Source organism: Anaerophilus nitritigenes (genome assembly GCF_004138215.1).
In the GTDB taxonomy this organism is placed as follows: domain Bacteria; phylum Bacillota; class Clostridia; order Peptostreptococcales; family Thermotaleaceae; genus Anaerophilus; species Anaerophilus nitritogenes.
Window position 1 is genome coordinate 16350 of sequence record NZ_RYYS01000073.1, and the last position, 16910, is coordinate 33259.

Annotated in this window: 27 protein-coding genes; 25 read left to right on the forward strand and 2 right to left on the reverse strand. The window is 29.5% G+C overall.

The annotated features are described in order from the left end of the window. Nucleotide 1 precedes the first annotated feature (1 nt). From EK368_RS11335 to EK368_RS11380, 10 genes are all read left to right on the forward strand, one after another. Nucleotides 2-970, forward strand: coding sequence for an XkdQ/YqbQ family protein (locus tag EK368_RS11335; protein ID WP_129599802.1), 969 nt, complete (start codon nt 2-4; stop codon nt 968-970). Continuing rightward, nucleotides 970-1383 carry a DUF2577 domain-containing protein gene (locus EK368_RS11340; RefSeq protein WP_129599804.1) on the forward strand — a complete coding sequence of 138 codons (414 nt, stop codon included), beginning with the start codon at nt 970-972 and terminating at the stop codon, nt 1381-1383. Before EK368_RS11335 ends, EK368_RS11340 begins: the two co-directional genes overlap by 1 nt. Continuing rightward, nucleotides 1383-1838 carry a DUF2634 domain-containing protein gene (locus tag EK368_RS11345; protein WP_129599806.1) on the forward strand — a complete coding sequence of 152 codons (456 nt, stop codon included), beginning with the start codon at nt 1383-1385 and terminating at the stop codon, nt 1836-1838. The genes EK368_RS11340 and EK368_RS11345 overlap by 1 nt, the downstream gene beginning before the upstream one ends. Beyond that, nucleotides 1825-2895, forward strand: coding sequence for a baseplate J/gp47 family protein (locus EK368_RS11350; RefSeq protein ID WP_129599808.1), 1071 nt, complete (start codon nt 1825-1827; stop codon nt 2893-2895). Before EK368_RS11345 ends, EK368_RS11350 begins: the two co-directional genes overlap by 14 nt. Then, entirely contained in the window at nt 2888-3436 is a 549-nt protein-coding gene (locus EK368_RS11355) for a putative phage tail protein (protein WP_129599810.1), read from the forward strand. Before EK368_RS11350 ends, EK368_RS11355 begins: the two co-directional genes overlap by 8 nt. Then, nucleotides 3424-3834: a hypothetical protein gene (locus tag EK368_RS11360; RefSeq protein WP_129599812.1), complete on the forward strand. Its 411-nt coding sequence runs from the start codon at nt 3424-3426 to the stop codon at nt 3832-3834. The genes EK368_RS11355 and EK368_RS11360 overlap by 13 nt, the downstream gene beginning before the upstream one ends. Next, a complete protein-coding gene (locus EK368_RS11365; RefSeq protein WP_129599814.1) occupies nt 3834-4511 on the forward strand; it encodes a hypothetical protein in 678 nt (225 codons plus the stop codon). Before EK368_RS11360 ends, EK368_RS11365 begins: the two co-directional genes overlap by 1 nt. A gap of 4 nt (nt 4512-4515) precedes the next feature. Then, the gene (locus EK368_RS11370) at nt 4516-4671 is read left to right on the forward strand and encodes a hypothetical protein (RefSeq protein WP_165000431.1); all 156 of its coding nucleotides are present in this window, start codon (nt 4516-4518) and stop codon (nt 4669-4671) included. 101 nt (nt 4672-4772) lie between these two features. Further along, entirely contained in the window at nt 4773-5183 is a 411-nt protein-coding gene (locus EK368_RS11375; protein WP_129599819.1) for a phage holin family protein, read from the forward strand. A 2-nt stretch (nt 5184-5185) separates the two neighbouring features. Further along, complete coding sequence (locus EK368_RS11380) at nt 5186-5572, forward strand: YcbK family protein (RefSeq protein ID WP_129599821.1); 387 nt, start codon at nt 5186-5188, stop codon at nt 5570-5572. Nucleotides 5573-5629: 57 nt separating this feature from the next. On the opposite strand, the gene EK368_RS11385 is transcribed toward EK368_RS11380, so the two are convergent. Further along, the gene (locus EK368_RS11385; RefSeq protein ID WP_129599823.1) at nt 5630-6313 is read right to left on the reverse strand and encodes a Yip1 family protein; all 684 of its coding nucleotides are present in this window, start codon (nt 6311-6313) and stop codon (nt 5630-5632) included. Between the two features lie 120 nt (nt 6314-6433). Continuing rightward, nucleotides 6434-7153 (reverse strand): lysophospholipid acyltransferase family protein, encoded by a 720-nt coding sequence (locus tag EK368_RS11390; RefSeq protein WP_129599825.1) that lies wholly within the window; start codon nt 7151-7153, stop codon nt 6434-6436. 204 nt (nt 7154-7357) lie between these two features. Between EK368_RS11390 and EK368_RS11395 the strand changes: the two genes are divergently transcribed. From EK368_RS11395 to EK368_RS11465, 15 genes are all read left to right on the forward strand, one after another. Continuing rightward, complete coding sequence (locus EK368_RS11395; protein ID WP_243109411.1) at nt 7358-8314, forward strand: calcium/sodium antiporter; 957 nt, start codon at nt 7358-7360, stop codon at nt 8312-8314. Nucleotides 8315-8400: 86 nt separating this feature from the next. Then, entirely contained in the window at nt 8401-8586 is a 186-nt protein-coding gene (locus EK368_RS11400; RefSeq protein ID WP_129599827.1) for a hypothetical protein, read from the forward strand. A gap of 11 nt (nt 8587-8597) precedes the next feature. Next, complete coding sequence (locus tag EK368_RS11405; RefSeq protein WP_129599829.1) at nt 8598-8843, forward strand: spore coat protein; 246 nt, start codon at nt 8598-8600, stop codon at nt 8841-8843. Between the two features lie 479 nt (nt 8844-9322). Further along, nucleotides 9323-10357 (forward strand): YkvI family membrane protein, encoded by a 1035-nt coding sequence (locus EK368_RS11410; RefSeq protein WP_129599831.1) that lies wholly within the window; start codon nt 9323-9325, stop codon nt 10355-10357. A gap of 66 nt (nt 10358-10423) precedes the next feature. Next, on the forward strand, nt 10424-11557 hold the full coding sequence (locus EK368_RS11415) for a DUF5711 family protein (RefSeq protein ID WP_129599833.1): 1134 nt from the start codon (nt 10424-10426) through the stop codon (nt 11555-11557). A gap of 9 nt (nt 11558-11566) precedes the next feature. After that, the gene (locus EK368_RS11420; RefSeq protein WP_129599836.1) at nt 11567-12226 is read left to right on the forward strand and encodes a CvpA family protein; all 660 of its coding nucleotides are present in this window, start codon (nt 11567-11569) and stop codon (nt 12224-12226) included. 17 nt (nt 12227-12243) lie between these two features. Continuing rightward, the gene (yedF, locus tag EK368_RS11425) at nt 12244-12831 is read left to right on the forward strand and encodes a sulfurtransferase-like selenium metabolism protein YedF (RefSeq protein ID WP_129599838.1); all 588 of its coding nucleotides are present in this window, start codon (nt 12244-12246) and stop codon (nt 12829-12831) included. A gap of 9 nt (nt 12832-12840) precedes the next feature. Beyond that, nucleotides 12841-13098: a putative Se/S carrier protein gene (locus tag EK368_RS11430; protein ID WP_129599839.1), complete on the forward strand. Its 258-nt coding sequence runs from the start codon at nt 12841-12843 to the stop codon at nt 13096-13098. A 20-nt stretch (nt 13099-13118) separates the two neighbouring features. Next, nucleotides 13119-13982, forward strand: a complete 864-nt coding sequence (locus EK368_RS11435; protein WP_243109412.1) for a mechanosensitive ion channel family protein — start codon at nt 13119-13121, stop codon at nt 13980-13982. A 175-nt stretch (nt 13983-14157) separates the two neighbouring features. Continuing rightward, nucleotides 14158-14352 carry a DUF951 domain-containing protein gene (locus tag EK368_RS11440; protein ID WP_129599841.1) on the forward strand — a complete coding sequence of 65 codons (195 nt, stop codon included), beginning with the start codon at nt 14158-14160 and terminating at the stop codon, nt 14350-14352. A 131-nt stretch (nt 14353-14483) separates the two neighbouring features. Continuing rightward, entirely contained in the window at nt 14484-14771 is a 288-nt protein-coding gene (rpsF, locus tag EK368_RS11445; RefSeq protein ID WP_129599843.1) for a 30S ribosomal protein S6, read from the forward strand. A gap of 19 nt (nt 14772-14790) precedes the next feature. Further along, on the forward strand, nt 14791-15186 hold the full coding sequence (locus EK368_RS11450; RefSeq protein WP_129599844.1) for a single-stranded DNA-binding protein: 396 nt from the start codon (nt 14791-14793) through the stop codon (nt 15184-15186). A gap of 17 nt (nt 15187-15203) precedes the next feature. Next, entirely contained in the window at nt 15204-15434 is a 231-nt protein-coding gene (gene rpsR, locus EK368_RS11455; protein ID WP_053955075.1) for a 30S ribosomal protein S18, read from the forward strand. Between the two features lie 176 nt (nt 15435-15610). Then, a complete protein-coding gene (locus EK368_RS11460; RefSeq protein WP_129599845.1) occupies nt 15611-15940 on the forward strand; it encodes a MazG-like family protein in 330 nt (109 codons plus the stop codon). A gap of 12 nt (nt 15941-15952) precedes the next feature. Next, nucleotides 15953-16906 carry a YybS family protein gene (locus EK368_RS11465; RefSeq protein WP_129599847.1) on the forward strand — a complete coding sequence of 318 codons (954 nt, stop codon included), beginning with the start codon at nt 15953-15955 and terminating at the stop codon, nt 16904-16906. Nucleotides 16907-16910 lie beyond the last annotated feature (4 nt).

Consider the following 16910-nt stretch of genomic DNA (forward strand, 5'->3'; position numbering starts at 1 on the left):
TATGTATCAGCTATTGAGTATAAAAAATAATATACAGACAGATATTACCCCTTTGGTTGGAAATATTCAGTGGAGAAGCAATATCAGTGAGCTAGGACAAGAGCTTGACTTTGATATTGCTTTTAATGATGATCGATATTTTCCAGCTAATCCAGTACAGCTAGGAAGTTTGATAATATTAAAAAACAAAGATGAAATATTTAGAGGAATTGTAGTATCTGAAGAAAGAAATGGAAGAGGGAAGATCAACTATAGTTGCTTTGATTGTGCTTTTTATTTGAATAAAAGTAAAGCTGTTTATCAGTTTAATAAAACCACAGGAAAGAAAGCTATAGAAAAGATTTTAAATGATTTCTCCATTCCTATTGGATCTATAGCTCCTATTTCTACAGTTATCAATAAAATATACAATGATAAAGCTGTAAGTGAAATCATTGAAGATATTTTAGATATAGCTCATAAAAGTACACAAACCAAGTATAGGATGGAAATGAGAGCAGGGAAATTGTATATAGAAAAACAACAAGAATTAGAGGTACAAGGAACTTTTCAATTGGCACAAAATATACAGCATTATGATGTGAGCAGTGCTATTTCTACTTCTAGTCGAAAAAGATCTATAGAAGAGATGAAAAATAGCATTCAAGTTATATCAGATGATCATTTAATTGTTACAGAGAAAAAAGAAAAATTGATTCAAGAATATGGATTACTTCAAGATGTAGTGAGTATAGAAAAAAAGGATAAAATTCAGGCAAAAAATATTGCAAACAATATGTTAAAAGAATTAGGAAAAATATTTGAAGAAAATAGTGTAGAAATGCTAGGAGATGATGGAGTAAGAGCAGGAAGAACCATTAAAATCCAAGAACCAATCACAGGTATATGTGGAAAATATTTAATTAAGAATGTGACTCATACTGTTCAAAATGGAATCCATAAAATGCAATTGGGATTGGGGGTGATGTAATGGATGGAATTAGTGAATTGGCAAGTTTGTTTAAAGAAAGAGACAATAGAGCTTACTTAGGGCCACAAATAGGAAAGATCATTAGTCCTCCTCCTAATATACAAGTATCTTTAGGAGATAAGATTATACTGACAAAAGAGCATTTGATTATAGGAGCCCATGTTCTAAACGATTATGAGAGGCAATTTGAAATCAAAGGAGAAGAAAAAACTAGTGGAGAAAGTGGATCGATTACATTAAAATCTAGTGTTCCTACTACCTATGAAGTAGTAAATGGAAATGTAGAAGGAAATGTAAGTATGAAAGGAACATTCAAATATATAGATACCTTGAAAAAAGGGGATCAAGTAATGTTAATTCCTACTACAGACGAACAGACCTACTTTCTTATAGACAAGGGGGTGAGGTTATAGTGTTTCCACAAGTAGTAAATTTAAAAATGAAAGAAGAGGAGCCAAAGGATTTACCAAGGATAGGTAAGTCTTTTTTATTTGACTTTGATAAAGGTGATTTTGTCATCAGAGATGGGAGATTAGTAGAAATATCTGATATAGATGCAGTAAAAGGATGGATTGATAAAGTGTTAAGAACAGAAAAATATAAATATAAAATCTATGAAAGAAAAGATAAAAATGAATATGGTGTGATTGTAGAAGATCTCATTATAGGAAAAAATCTTCCAAAGGATTTTATAGAAGCAGAATTAAAAAGAGAAATCAGTCAATCACTTATGAAGCATCCTATGATAAAGTCTATTTCTAATTGGAAGATAGAAAAGAAAACATCTTATTTAAATTTATCTTTTAAAGTGAATTTAATAGATGGAGAAAGTTTTAATAAGGAGGTGAAATCTTATGCTAGAGGATAAAGAAGTGATACAAGATAGAATGATTAAAAATGTATCTAGTATTTATGATCGATCAGAAGGGTCTTTTTTTTATGATGCTCTAAAGCCTGTTGCTATTGAGCTAGAGTATATGAAAAATGATATGAAAAGCTTAGAAGATAAATTAGAAATCAAAAACTTAAAAGGAGCCCAGTTAGAACAAAGGGTATACGAAAAAACAGGAATCAAAAGGAAACCAGCTACTCAAGCTACAGGTCATGTAACGATTATAGGAAAAAAAGGAGCAAAGGTTTGTATAAATGATAAAGTCTCTAGTGATACGGTAGACTTTGTCATACAAGAAGATAAAACTATAGATGATAAAGGACAAATAGAAGTATGGGTAAAGTGTGAAGCATATGGTGTTATAGGAAATGTTGCAGCAGAAACTATTAAATATTTTCCTGTTACTCTTACAAGTATTGAAAGAGTAGTGAATCAAAAAGAATTTACAAATGGTTATGATGCAGAAAGTGATGAAGAACTTTTGCAAAGATACTACGAACGCATTCGGACTCCTGCTACATCAGGGAATAAATATCATTATCTTAATTGGGCAAAGGAAGTCACAGGAGTAGGAGATGCAAGAGTTATACCTCTACCTAATAATCAGCCGAATACGGTAAAGGTCGTAGTTATTGATAAAGAGAAAAAGCCAAATATAGATCTTGCTAAAGAAGTACAAGAGTATATTGATCCTGGATCTAAAGGATTAGGGGAAGGCAAAGCTCCTATTGGAGCCTTTTGTACAGTAGTAAGTGCTAAATCTGTAGTTTTAAATATTAATTTTCATCTAACAGAGAAAGATCCGGCTATTTTACAAGAAGTGATTCAAAAAGATGTAGAAGAAAATATAAAATTATATTTAAAAGAAATTGCTTTTAGAGAAAACAAGGTAAGCTACAATAAGATTGCCAGTATTGTATTAGATTCAAAAGGGATACTGGATTTTTCTGATTTGACTATCAACAATGAAAAGAAAAATATCATGATTCATGAAGAGGCAGTTCCAGTGCTAGGAGGGGTTATTATTGCTTAAAAATAGAATGTTAAAATATTTACCCTTTTATGAGCAAAAATCAAAGGTATTTCACGAACTTATGAAAGTACAAGAAAAAGAATTAGATCAAATCACATTAGATCTAAAGGATTTAGAAAGACAATTATTTATAGAGACAGCTACTTGGGCACTAGATATATATGAAAAAGAGCTTGGAATTCAAACAGATAAAGATAGAACTTATGAAGACCGCAGAAGTACCATAAAGTCCAAATGGAGAGGAACAGGCAAAGTAGATCATAAGCTGATCAAATTAGTAGCAGATGCTTATACAAATGGAAATGTGGAGGTTAAGTTTGATGGCAGGATCAACATTATATTTACTAGTGTTTATGGAGTGCCTCCGAATATAGAGGATTTAAAAAATGCTATTGAAGAAATTAAACCTGCACATTTAGAAATATTATATGAATTTCTTTATATTACATGGTTACAAATGAGACAGACAACTTGGGGGCAGGTAAAGAAGATGAATTGGAAAGAAATGAGAACAAGGAAGGTGATAGGATGCCAGAGCTAACTAGGAATATAAAGTTAAAAAAACCTTTAGATCATGAAACTGCAGATATTAAAGTGATCAATGAGAACATGGATAAAATAGATGATGAAATTATAGATTTACAAAATGAAGTGTTGAATAATAGTAAATTGAATACAAAAGATAAAACACATACAGGTGCCATTAATGAAATTCATAAAAGTATTATTGTGCATCAGGCTGATGTTGAGAAACAAGTAGAAACTTTAAATGATGAGAAAATGGATAAGGTAGGGGGAGAATTTACTGGTATAGTTAAAGCAAAAAGCAATACATCATATACGGTTGCACAAATTAGAAATGTAATTTTATCTCCAAATGATGCAGATGTAGAAGCTATGAAAAACGGTGAAATATGGATAAAGTATGGTGATATATAATGACTAAGTATTATTATGAAAAATGGACAGTGAATAAAAGGTGGAGTGAAACTCTAGATAAACCACAGTCTTATATTAGAAAAGAAACAATAAATATTGCTACTGATGCACTAGGAACATGGTTTCCTTCAAGTGGGAGTATAGTTGTAAATGGAGCCCCTAGAGTAGATTATAACCAAACACAAAATGCTAAATATCTAAAATACCCTTCTGGAACTTATTATAATATGGTTGGAATAAGACAGACCGGAAGCGTGGCTAAAGTTGGGGATATAGGATATTTTTATAAGGAAGAAGAGCCATATAATCCAAATCTGTATGCATTATATAAAGTTAGAGTTACCAAGATTCCTGTTTATGCAGGAGAAAAATACGAAGGAAACCTATTAGGTTGGTGGTATGTAACCAAAAATGAAAAGTTTATAACTATTTATGAACATATTTATGGAAAACAAAATCTCTTAGAAACCATCCAAGCCGAAGAAGGTATATACCCATACAATGGAATACAAGATGGATATTGGTATGTAAAAAAAGGCTTAGTATTTGCAGCACTTAAAATGAAAATTAACGGGCAACTTAAAACTTCCGAGAATGGCTGGGTCAAGGTAGATGGAGTATTAAGAGAGATAGATAAGATATGGGTAAAAGTTGATGGAGAATTGCAGGGGGTGTAGAATAATGTTGTATAATTTATTAAAAAATCTTATTGAAAATAATCATTATGAAAAAGAAGATATGACAAATAAGTTAAATGTATTTTTTACTTTTAATCAGATAACCATAGAACAATATCAAGAGTTATTGGAAAAAGTTAATTTAGAAGTCGTTAGCTAATAAGAAAATTATGCGAAGTAATTCTAATAAGAAAATGTAAGCAATATAATGTTTTTTAAAAAGCAAAGTACTCAATAAAAACTTAATAAAGGACGATGCAAATGGATATAAAAAATAGTATAAATATGATCATAGTAGGTTTAGGAACTGGCATGAGTATATTGATAGGAGAGTGGAATAGAATTATTCATATTTTAGTAATATTGATAGCAATGGATTATATAACAGGTTTAATGAAAGGATATAAAAACAAAGAAATATCAAGTGAGATAGGACACAAGGGGCTGCTTAAAAAGGCGGCTATTTTTATGGTCATTATTCTTGCTCATCAGCTAGATTTGGCGGTAGCATCACAAAATCCTGTCTTTAGAACCATGACCATTTATTTTTATATAGCAAATGAAGGCATATCCATTACAGAGAATATTGCAGGCTTAGGAGTTCCTTTGCCTGCTTTTATTGTAAAGGCACTTAAAAAGATGAAAGAGAAAAATAATGAAATGGAGGAATGATGATGTTTAAAGTTGTATCCAATATGAATATATCTAAAAATTTCAAGATCTCAGAGTTTGTATGTAAAGAAGGAAAAAATGAAGTGGTATATGATTACAAACTCATAAGACTTCTTCAAGAGATGAGAGACAAAATAAGAAGACCTATGATCATCAATTCGGGGTATCGATCACATTCTTATAATCAAAAGATAGGAGGCTCTCCCAAAAGTCAGCATTTATTAGGAAACGCTGTAGATATTAGAGTAAATGGATTTTCTCCAGAAGAGATCGCAAAGATTGCAATCAAGATGGGTTTTACAGGAATAGGAGTGTATAAAAATTTTACTCACTTAGATGTACGAGATCATCCTCATAGTAGAGGATATTCTTATTGGGATATGAGATAGGCTAAGGAATATCCTTAGCCTATCATTCTATCCAAAAGACTATGCCTAATAAATTTTTTAAAACATACTTATCATTATAAGTATAATGATAGCAATAGGGATAATAATAAATAATCCAGCTAAAAGACAGTTACCTAAAGCCCTCCAAGCAGAAAATCCTTGAACTTCTCCTACACACTTTAGTCCTACAACGAAACTCCATATGGCTATAATGATTTCTATTACACCAAATATAATAAGAAGTATACTCAATGTGGGACTAGAATCTAGATTTGGAGTTAAACTTGTAAACATTTCATTACCAAATAAAATAAGTTCTGGAATCCAAAGTATAGAGCTTAGTACAAAAGGAGCACAGCCCCATGCTATTGCTGCCCTTATATTTTCCTTTGATCCAATTCCTCCAATCCACTTTCCAGTCCAATTTATTAATGCTCCAGAGACGTATAATGAAATAAGTCCCCCAAGTCCTCCAGCAATAATAGAAAAAGCAAAAATTGCAAATATGGACATGTCATCTCCTGAATTTCGTGAAGATGCATTATTTAAACTGCCAAATATTCCATTTAATATGGATAAGACAATAACATATTGTCTAGGATTATTATTAATAATATATCTTATAGTTTTTCTAGGTTTAGTCCATATACTTAACCAAGGATTAAGTGTTTCTTCATTAAGTATATCGTCATCTAAATTGTTCAATTCATTTATATTATTTTCTTTGTTATATTCGTCCATTGGACTCACTCCTTTTTTTTGAATAGATTACTTAGGCATAGTTTTTTATATAATATAAAATTTATGAAAACATTAACAAAATATTCAGTGAATAAAAAAAGCTAGGATGGTCCTAGCTTTTTATTGTTTATTAAGATTGTTTTGAATGATTTCATATATTTTTTCAGTTAATTCATTCTCTTCTTCCTTAGAAAGATTTTCAGTATAAATAGGTTTTGAAATTGTTAATTTTACTTCAGATGCTTTGATTCTATTTTTATTTTCTTCTAATATCTTATAAGAGCCGTCTATAGTGATAGGAACAATAGGAACTTTCGCTTTTGTAGCCATTTTTAAACTTCCTTTTTTAAATTCATTCATATCATGACCTTTACTTCTTGTTCCCTCTGGAAAAATCACCATAGAATGACCTTCCTTTAAGGATTTGACTCCTTCTTGAATTGCTTTTAAAGATTGCCTTGGATTTTCTCGATCAATAAAAATACATCTTTGTTTTTTCATCCATGCTCCAAATATAGGAATATTTCCAAGCTCCATTTTTGCAACAAAAGATATTGGTTTTGGAATAGATGTATATAATATAGGGATATCAAAATATCCTTGATGGTTTCCAACAAATAATACAGGACCCTCTGGAATATTTTCAAGTCCTGATACTAAAATCTTAGAACCTGTAATATTTACTGTAGCTTTTCCCCATTTGTATGCGATTTGATGAAGAAGGGAATTCATTTTTTCTATCTTGCCGTGTTTTTCTAGTTTGTTAATTTTCCAAAGCTTAGGGAATAAAACAATGATGTATAATACAATATAAAGTCCTACATATATGGTTTTAAACATATGATTCTCATTCCTTTCGTTCCTTCTATCATATCATAAAATTTTATATTTTTTATAATAAAAATCATTTAATTTTATTATAATTTAAGCTTTTCAAAGAATGTGTTCCTTATCATTTATAAAATGATTGATATTTTTTAATAAAGATTGATGTAAGGGTAAAACTAATCTTAATAATTTGTGAATATCATAGGGGGTAAAATAATGATGACGTATATAGTATTGTTATCTGGTTTTGTTTTTCTTATAAAAGGAGCAGATTATTTTGTAGATGCATCTTCTAATGTTGCAAAAATCCTTAGAATTTCTCCTATTGTCATTGGACTGACAATTGTAGCTTTTGGAACAAGCTCACCAGAAGCTGCAGTAAGTATCAAAGCAGCTATGAATAAAACTAGTGGTATTGCTTTAGGAAATGCAATAGGAAGCAATATGGTTAATATGACTCTTATTTTAGGAGTGACAGCTATGATTCGTCCTCTTACGGTTGCAAAAGAAACCATTCGAAAAGAAATACCTTTTACTTTGTTATCAAGTGTTTTGATGTTAGTACTTATGATGGATCAAAAGCTTCAGATGCATACAAAAAATGAACTTACAAGGGGAGATGGATTTGTTTTACTATTCTTTTTCATTATATTTTTATATTATTTACTAGAAGTAGCAGCAAATAGTTTGGAAAAAAATGAGACAGAAGAAAACATACAAATAGGAAGTATGAAAAAAAATATATTTATTGGTGTAGGCGGTTTAGGAGCTATTATTTTAGGAGGAGAATTTGTAGTAAGAAGTAGTACAAAAATTGCTATAGATTTGGGACTGAGTGAAACATTAGTAGGACTTACCATTACAGCGATAGGAACTTCTCTTCCAGAAATGATTACATCTATTACGGCAGCCATTAAAAAACAAAGTGATATTGCTGTTGGAAATATTATAGGAAGCAATATTTTTAATATTGTATTTGTTTTAGGAGTATCGTCCACTGTTGCTACTATACCTATTGATCCAAGAGTATTTACAGATGTGATTTTGATGATTGGATCTACCATATTACTTTTTATTTTTTCTAAAACTCAATATGAATTATCTAGAAAAGAAGGTTTTTTTTTATTTTTATCTTATATAGGATATATAGCTTTTATTTTGATAAGAAAATAAACAAAAATTTTAAAAAATATTTTCTGAATAATTTCTATCTCAATTAAAGATACTATATTTGAAAATGAAAGAAAGGAGTGTTATAGGTGACACAACTTAATCAATTAGAGCTTCAAAATATTAGACATCTTATTGGTTCTCATGAGACAGCTTATCAAAAGCTTCAATCTTATGCACAACAAGCAACAGATCCACAAATTAAACAAATGTTTCAACAATCTGCTCAAGATGCACAAAATACAAAACAACAATTAATGTCATTCTTACAATAGGAGGGAAGAAAATGCAAAACAAAGATATGGTAAATGACGTATTATCTATGCTTAATAGTAGTATTACAGGTTATGCAAATGTAATTACACAAGCAGCAAATCCTCAATTTCGTCAAACTGTCCAACAAATGAGAAATAGCTGTGAAACATTTCAATACAACCTTTATAAAACTGCTGAGCAAAAGGGATACTATAAACCTGCTGCACCAGCAAATCAAAATGATGTTCAACAAATAAAATCTCAATTTAATGCGTAATCAAAAAAAGGCTTCTGTTTAACAGAAGCCTTGATCTTTAGTATACTTCATATTTTTTTTTGATTTCCTTTTCTCTTTCCTTTCGATTAACAGCAGCTACATATCTCAGGAATAAAATCACAAAGCACATTGTGATTAAACGAAATAACATGCTGATCATCTTCTTTCTATATAAATTTGTTAAAAAATTAACTTTGTATTTTTAGTATAACATATTTTTCCTTATAAATAAAGAGAAAAAATGTAAAAAATGAAAAAATAGGAAAACGAAACCAACTTTGAAAAAACAATATAATCATCATACGTAAAGTTAATTAAAAATCAAGAAAATATAAATTTTTTGAAAAATAACGAGTTAAATAATTAACAGTTTCTTTTTGAATCATGAGACAACTTTCACAACACATACAATAGAATAAGCTTTTGTATATATGAAAGCTAAGCAATAGAAAGGCTGTTGTGCAAAGGGGGATGCAAAATTGAAAAAAAATGTTTTAAAAGTTGCAAGTATTTACATAGGAACTTTAATAGGGGCAGGCTTTGCATCAGGACAGGAAGTAGTATATTTTTTCACAAGAAATGGAATTAATGGATTGTACGGAGTAATTTTTACATCTATTTTATTTAGTTTATTTGGAAGTTTTGTTTTGCTTCAAGTACATAAATATAAAATTAAATCTTATCATGATTTTGTTATATCTTTTTTTGGCAAGTTTATAGGAAAAGGGATAGAGTGGTTTTTATCTTTATTACTTTTATCATTTTATTGTGTTATGCTAGCAGGAAGTGGAGCATTATTTGAAGAATACTTTGGATGTGGGAAAGAAATAGGAATTGTATTGATGAGTGTCATTTGTTTTTTTACTTTTATTTTTAGCATTAATGGCCTTGCATTTGTAAATAGTGTGGTTGTACCATTGATCATTATAGGAATTATATATATAGGAACCTACACAGTCCATGAAAGTAAAAATCTAATGGATATTTTTTATGGAGGATATGAGAGTGAAGGAAATTGGATTGTGTCTGCTCTTTTATATGTAAGCTATAATACTATATCAGCAGCAGTAGTATTAAGTGCTATGTATCCTTTACTCAGTCATAAAAAGGTGGCTTTAGGAGGAGGGATTTTGGGAGGTACTTTATTAGGATGCATGCTTTTATTTTTGTTTTTACCTACTTATCTATGTTATACACAAGTTAAAGATGTACAGATTCCTATGATGAGTATTGCGTCTTTAATGAGTACAAAAGCTACAGTTATGTATGGAATTTTGCTTTGGGGTGCAATGCTTACTACAGCGATTGCTAATGGGTTTGTTTTGATTCAGACACTTGAAAAAAAAATAAAGATAAAGCGTATTTTTGTATGTATTTTATTTTGTATTGTTACGATTCCACTATCTCAATTTGGATTTAAAAGGCTAGTACATACACTTTATCCATTTTTTGGATATGTGGGTTTTTTTATTCTATTCATTAGTTTGTTTAAGAAAATAGGTCATAAGATATAGAGGATTTATCTAAACTTAAGAGAATATAAAAATAATATTTAGTACAAAACACCAGGAGGAATAGGAATGCAGAAGAAAAAAAGACGTAGACCCATTCGTTATAGGATTTTTATGATTATTTTTATATCTATTCTTATATTTGGTGGTGCACAATTAGTAAATATAGCAAAAAATCTTTTAGGATATGGAGAAATAGATTTTCAAAACATTGTGACCATAGAATATAAAGAAGATAAAAATAGAAAGGTATATCCATTTTTACAGGGAATGGTGATTTATGATCAAAAAGTTTTAAAAAAATATAATATACATGGTATAGAAGAATGGAGTATAAACAAGTCTATTAAAAAATCTATTATTACAACGAGTGAAAAAAATATATTTTTAGTAGATAGAGAAACTGGCGAAATGATAGCTTTTGATGATAAAGGAAATAAAGCTTTTAGCATAAATTTAGAAAAACCTATTCAAAATATGGTGTCTAATAAAGAAGGCTCTATAGCTTTATACTCTGAAAATGAAAAAAATACAGAAATTTATACATTTGATGTAGAAGGAAAAAAGCAAGGTCAAATTATTATTGATCAAGGAAGTATAGTAGATATAGCAATATCTAATGAAGGATGGGTTGGTATATCGGTAATGGAAATAGAAGATAATACTTTAGAGACAAAAGTGGTTCTTTATTCAAAAGAAGGAAAGCTTTTAGGAGGAAATAAATACAAGAATCAAGTCATTACAAATATATTTTTTAGTGAAGATGGAGATTTGTTGAATGTTGGAGTAAAAAAAATAATGGCTTTTTCTAAAACCAATGGACCACTGTGGAGCAAAGAACTTCCTAGTTCTATTGGAAAAGTTAGTTGGAATGAAAAAGGGTATGCTATTTTTTATTTAATCAATCATAAAAAATCTATTATAGATACCAAAAGTACAAATTATTTAGAAACCATAGATATAAAAGGGAAAGAACTTTCTAATCTTCCTATCAAAGGAGAAGTATTAGGAATTGATACGTATAAGAACTCTTTTATTGCTTTTACAGAAAGAACTTTATATTTTTCTAAAAATGGAAAAGAATTGATAGAAAAGAAGATTAATAATGATATACAAGATATATATATGATCAAAGAAAATGAATTTATTTTAGTTCTTAAAAATAAAGTGCAGATTCTAAAAATAAAGTATAAAGAAAAGTAGGAGATTGTTATGAATTGGATGGATGTTTCGGTGCTTGTGATTCTCTTTATTGGTGGAATGAAAGGATGGAAAAGAGGGCTTATTCTTTCGTTTTTTCATACATTTAGTTATATTGTAGCTGGAATCGTAGCAAAAAAATATTATCCTTTTGTTTCAAAATACATTATAGAGAATGAAGCTATATTTTCAAAAGTAGAGAGTTTGATTTATAATAGATTTGAAAGTGCAAAGGTGTACCAAGCTTCATCAGGAGGTATTATTGCACAAAGAAGTTTATTTCAAATTTTAGATTTTCCACAAGTAATACAAGAGTTTTGCAAATCTACTAAAGAATTAGCATATCATAATGTGTCTAATGTATTAGCGAATATGTTTATAAATTTTTTAAGTGTTATTGTTATTTTCATAGGAGTAAAAATACTTTGGTTTTTAGTAGGATATTGTATAGACTCAGTGGCTTCTTTTCCAATCTTAAATGAAATGAATCGTTCTTTAGGAGCTTTATTAGGAGTAGGCAAAGGATTTTTAATAGTATTGATCATCATCACGATTATGACTCCTTTCGTAACTATGAAAGATTTAAGTGTGTTACAAGAGGGGATTGAAAAATCGATGGTAGTTCAATTTTTATATCATAATAATCCAATTTTTGGATTATTAAAGGAGTAAAAAGATGGAGGGATATTATGAATCATAAAGTAGATGCTAGAGGACTTAGTTGCCCAAAACCCGTTATTGAAACAAAGAAGGTACTGGATAGTTTAAATGAAGGAAGTATACTTACTATCGTAGACAATGAAGTGGCTATGCACAATGTTTCTAAGTTAGTACAAAGCTTAAATTGTCAAGTAGAAGTGAAAAAAGAAAAAGAAGATTTTTATATTTATATTACAAAAGGAGATAAAATAGAAGATATAGAGTGTGAAATAGAAGATGAGAAAAATTTGGTAATTTTATTTGGAAAAGATATTTTAGGAGATGGTTCAGAAGAATTAGGAAAGATATTGATGAAGGGATATATCTATACTTTAACAGAATATTCCTCTTATCCTAAAACTTTATTATTTTTAAATAGTGGAGTAAAATTAACTACAGAAGGATCTGAAGTATTAGATTATTTAAAACTTCTTGAGCAAGAAGGGGTAGAGATTTTATCTTGTGGAACTTGTCTAGATTATTTTCATCTAAAGGATAAACTGAAAGTAGGCAGTGTAACCAATATGTATACGATTTTAGACACTTTACATAGTGCAAAAAATAGGATTACTTTGTAGGAAAATATTATGTTTAGCCAAGAATTTTATATAATTTCATTTGAATCTACTCACCATGCTATACAAACAGAGATAAAATTAAAGAAAAATTTTTCAATAGAGACCATTCCAACACCAAGGGAGATTAGTGCAAGCTGTGGCCTATCTATTAAGTTTCCATGTGAAAAATTAATAGATATCTTAGATGAATTAGGAAAAGAAATAGAAAATGTAGATGTGTTCAAAATACAGAAAAAGGGTAAAAACAAAATCATAACAAAATTGTAATGAAAGGAGTAGGCTAAAGCTTGAGTAAAATATATAAACACATGTTAAATGTTTTTAATCAATATACTCATCCAGAAAAAGTGGGACAGTATATAGAAAATTTTATAAAGATTATTTTAATTTTAATTGTTATGGAGATTGCTATAAAATTTTCTGTAAAATTAATCAACAAATTTTTTAATAATCGATCAAAATTTAAAATTATGGGAGAAGAAAAAAGAATTAATACAATAAATGGTATTGTAAATAGCATTGTACGATATACCATTTATTTTATTAGTTTTGCATCTATTCTTGAAATGCTAGGAATTAAAATTTCATCATTGCTTGCAGCAGCAGGAATAGGGGGACTAGCTATAGGCTTTGGTGCTCAAAGTTTAGTAAAAGATATTATTACAGGATTTTTTATTTTATTAGAAAATCAATTTCATGTTGGGGACTATGTACAGATAGGAAATTTCTTAGGAATCGTAGAAGATATGACGCTTAGAGTGACTACAGTAAGAGATTTTAATGGAGATCTTCATATTATTCCTAATGGAATCATTGATAAGGTTACGAATAAATGTAGAGGAGATATGAGAGCTTTAGTAGAAGTAGGAATTTCTTATGAAGAGAATATTGATCATGCAATTAGTGTATTAAATGATTTGTGTGAAAAGATAAAAAAAGAAAATAAAAACATAGTTGAAGGACCAAATGTATTAGGAGTAAGTAAATTAGGTGAGTCGGATGTGGTCCTTTCTATTGTTGCAAAAACTACTCCTATGGAGCAATGGGCTGTAGAAAGAGAATTAAGAAAAAGAATCAAAGAAACATTTGATCAAAAAGGAATTGAAATTCCTTATCCAAGAAGAGTTGTCATTTCTGATAAGAAAAGTTAAAATATCTTATAAGACATAGGAAATTATGGTCTATTGATAAATTTTATTTTCATAATTTCCGTAATGTATTTCAACAAAGTATACTTAACAAACCTTTCAAAAAAAGACTTTGTTTTAAATTGAAGCCCGAAACTTTTGTTTCGGGCAATTGTATACAAAAGTAGGAGGGGTTTATATGCCAATGGATTTAAGAGTAGGGGATGTGGTGCAGGTTAAAAAAAATCATCCCTGTGGAAGTAATGAGTTTGAAATTATGAGAACGGGAATGGATTTTAGAATCAGGTGTGTAGGATGTGATAAACAAGTTTGGATTCCTAGAGTTAAATTTGAAAAAAGAGTAAGAAAAATTGTAAATAGGAAAGAAGAATAAATAATATATTTATTTATTCTTGCAATTTATGATACAAACTGATATAATACCATGATGTGAGATTGTAATCTGAAATGATACTCTCTGTCCTATAAAAAGGACCGAATCAGTCCATAGGGAGGTGGAAAATAATGAGAAAATATGAAGTGATGTTCATCTTAAAATCAAATCTTGAAGAAGAACAAAGAAAACAAGTAGTAGAGAAATTCAAAGGCATCATTGAAACAAATGGTGAAATTGAAAAAGTAGATGAGTGGGGCAACAGAAAGTTGGCTTATCCAATCGAAAAGTTAAATGAAGGCTACTATGTAATAATGAACTTCAAGGCAGATAAAGATGTACCTAAAGAATTAGATAGAAACTTCAGAATTTCTGATGTTGTTCTTAGACATTTAATCGTAAATATTGAAGAAAAGTAAATTTTAAGGTGGTGTTTTCATGAATCAAGTAATTCTTATTGGAAGACTTACAAAAGATCCTGAGCTGCGATTTACAGCAGGAAGCGGAAAAGCAATTGCCACCTTTACGATAGCAGTAGATAGACCATTTAGTCAAGAAAAAATGGCTGATTTTTTTAGGATCGTTGTATGGGGAAAAACAGGTGAAAACTGTGCAAATTATCTTGCAAAGGGTAGACTTGTAGCTGTACAAGGAAGACTTCAAAATAACAATTATGAAACACAAAGCGGTGAAAAAAGATATTCTACAGAAGTCGTAGCTGATAGAGTAGAATTTCTTGAGTGGGGCAACAAAAATGATCAAGCAGGATCAGGTGCTCCACAAATAGACCCAGATGGATTTCAAGAAATAGATGATGATGATATCCCATTCTAGAAAAGGAGGGAAATGAAATGGCAAGACCAAAAAGAAGAGGTCGTAAAAAAAGAGTATGTAGCTTCTGTGCAGACAAAGCAAATCATATCGATTATAAAGATATAAGAAAACTTGGTAAGTATGTTACAGAAAGAGGAAAAATACTTCCAAGAAGAATCAGTGGTACATGTGCAACACATCAAAGAGCACTTACTGTAGCAATCAAAAGAGCAAGAACAGTTGCATTGCTTCCATATACAGCAGAATAATCAAAAGAGAAGTGATTCCTCACTTCTCTTTTTGCATTTTTAACATAGAAAATTTAAATTTAAGGTTTGAATTTTTTGTATAAATACGATTATAATAGAGTATAAAAGATCAAGAGCCATATCTATACAATGAGATTGAATCTGATATAATATATATAAAGGGGGATGAAAAGTTTATGATGCCACCAGAAAATATAGATATTACAAGAAACATAAAAACTATTGAATGGCTAAAAAGCGAGCTTTTAATGACTGTTGCGTCACTTTATGAGATATTGGTAAGGGGTATAAAGGGATCTCAGGATGCTTTAGTAGATGTACTTGCAAATATTGTTTTTGTTACGTATATTCTCGGTAAAAGATTAGGAGTTTCTTATTCAAGAATAGATATGCGTATAGAAGATAAAATAAAATTAGGGATTTTGGAGAAACATAAGATAGAAGACTGGCATGGAGACTTATCCAGCTTAAAACAATATTTAGATAGAAATAGAAATAGAAGCTAGGAGTGATATTATTTGAGTACGCAGAATAAGACGCGGGCTATGGTAGAGGTCTCTTTATTGATTGCTTTAATAAGTGTACTTACCATTATAGGAAATTATATTCCTGTGTTAACTTTTATTACTTTTTTTCTTCCTACTCCTTTTATTATATTAGGAAAAAGACATGGAATGTACTACATAACGTGGGCGATTATTATTTGGGCAATGATTACAATGAGCTTTATAGGACCCGTTCAAGCTATATTTTTAAGTATCCTTATGGGAGGAACTGCTATAATTATGGCATATCTTATGAAGAAAGATGCATCGGCAGGACAGATTATAGCAGGAGGAGCTTTGATTTATTTAATAGGTTTGGTTATGTCTATTCAACTATCATCGATAGTTATGGGTGTTGATGTAATTACTCAAATAAATCAAATGTTAGAACAGTCTATGAATATGCAAATGAGTATGTATGAAACTCTTGGAATGGAAACTACACAAATTGATGAATTTAGGAAAATGATAGAATTAGGTATGCAAATGTTTATGATGATGATTCCAGGAATCATTATTATTTCATGTACTACACTTCCTCTTATGAATTATGCTCTTACTTGTAAAATTCTAAAAAAACTTGGATATGAGACAAAAGCTTTGCCACCTTTGAAGTATGTACGTCTTCCAAAGACTTTTGTAATGGGAACTTTTTTAATTATAGGCCTTACAATGCTTACAAGATATTTTAATTTTGCTAATTATCAAAGTCTTGTAATCAATGTATTTTTAATTTTTTATATTGTTTATTTTGTACAAGGAATAGGAGTTATGAGTTATTTTTTTGATGTTTTAAAGATAAGAAAACTTATGAAAATATTAATATATATGTTGATTTTACTTAGTGGAAAAGGGGTATTTATATTAGCAACTCTAGGGTTTATGGATTGTTTTATGGATTTTAGAAAATTAAAAATACGTAACTAAAAAT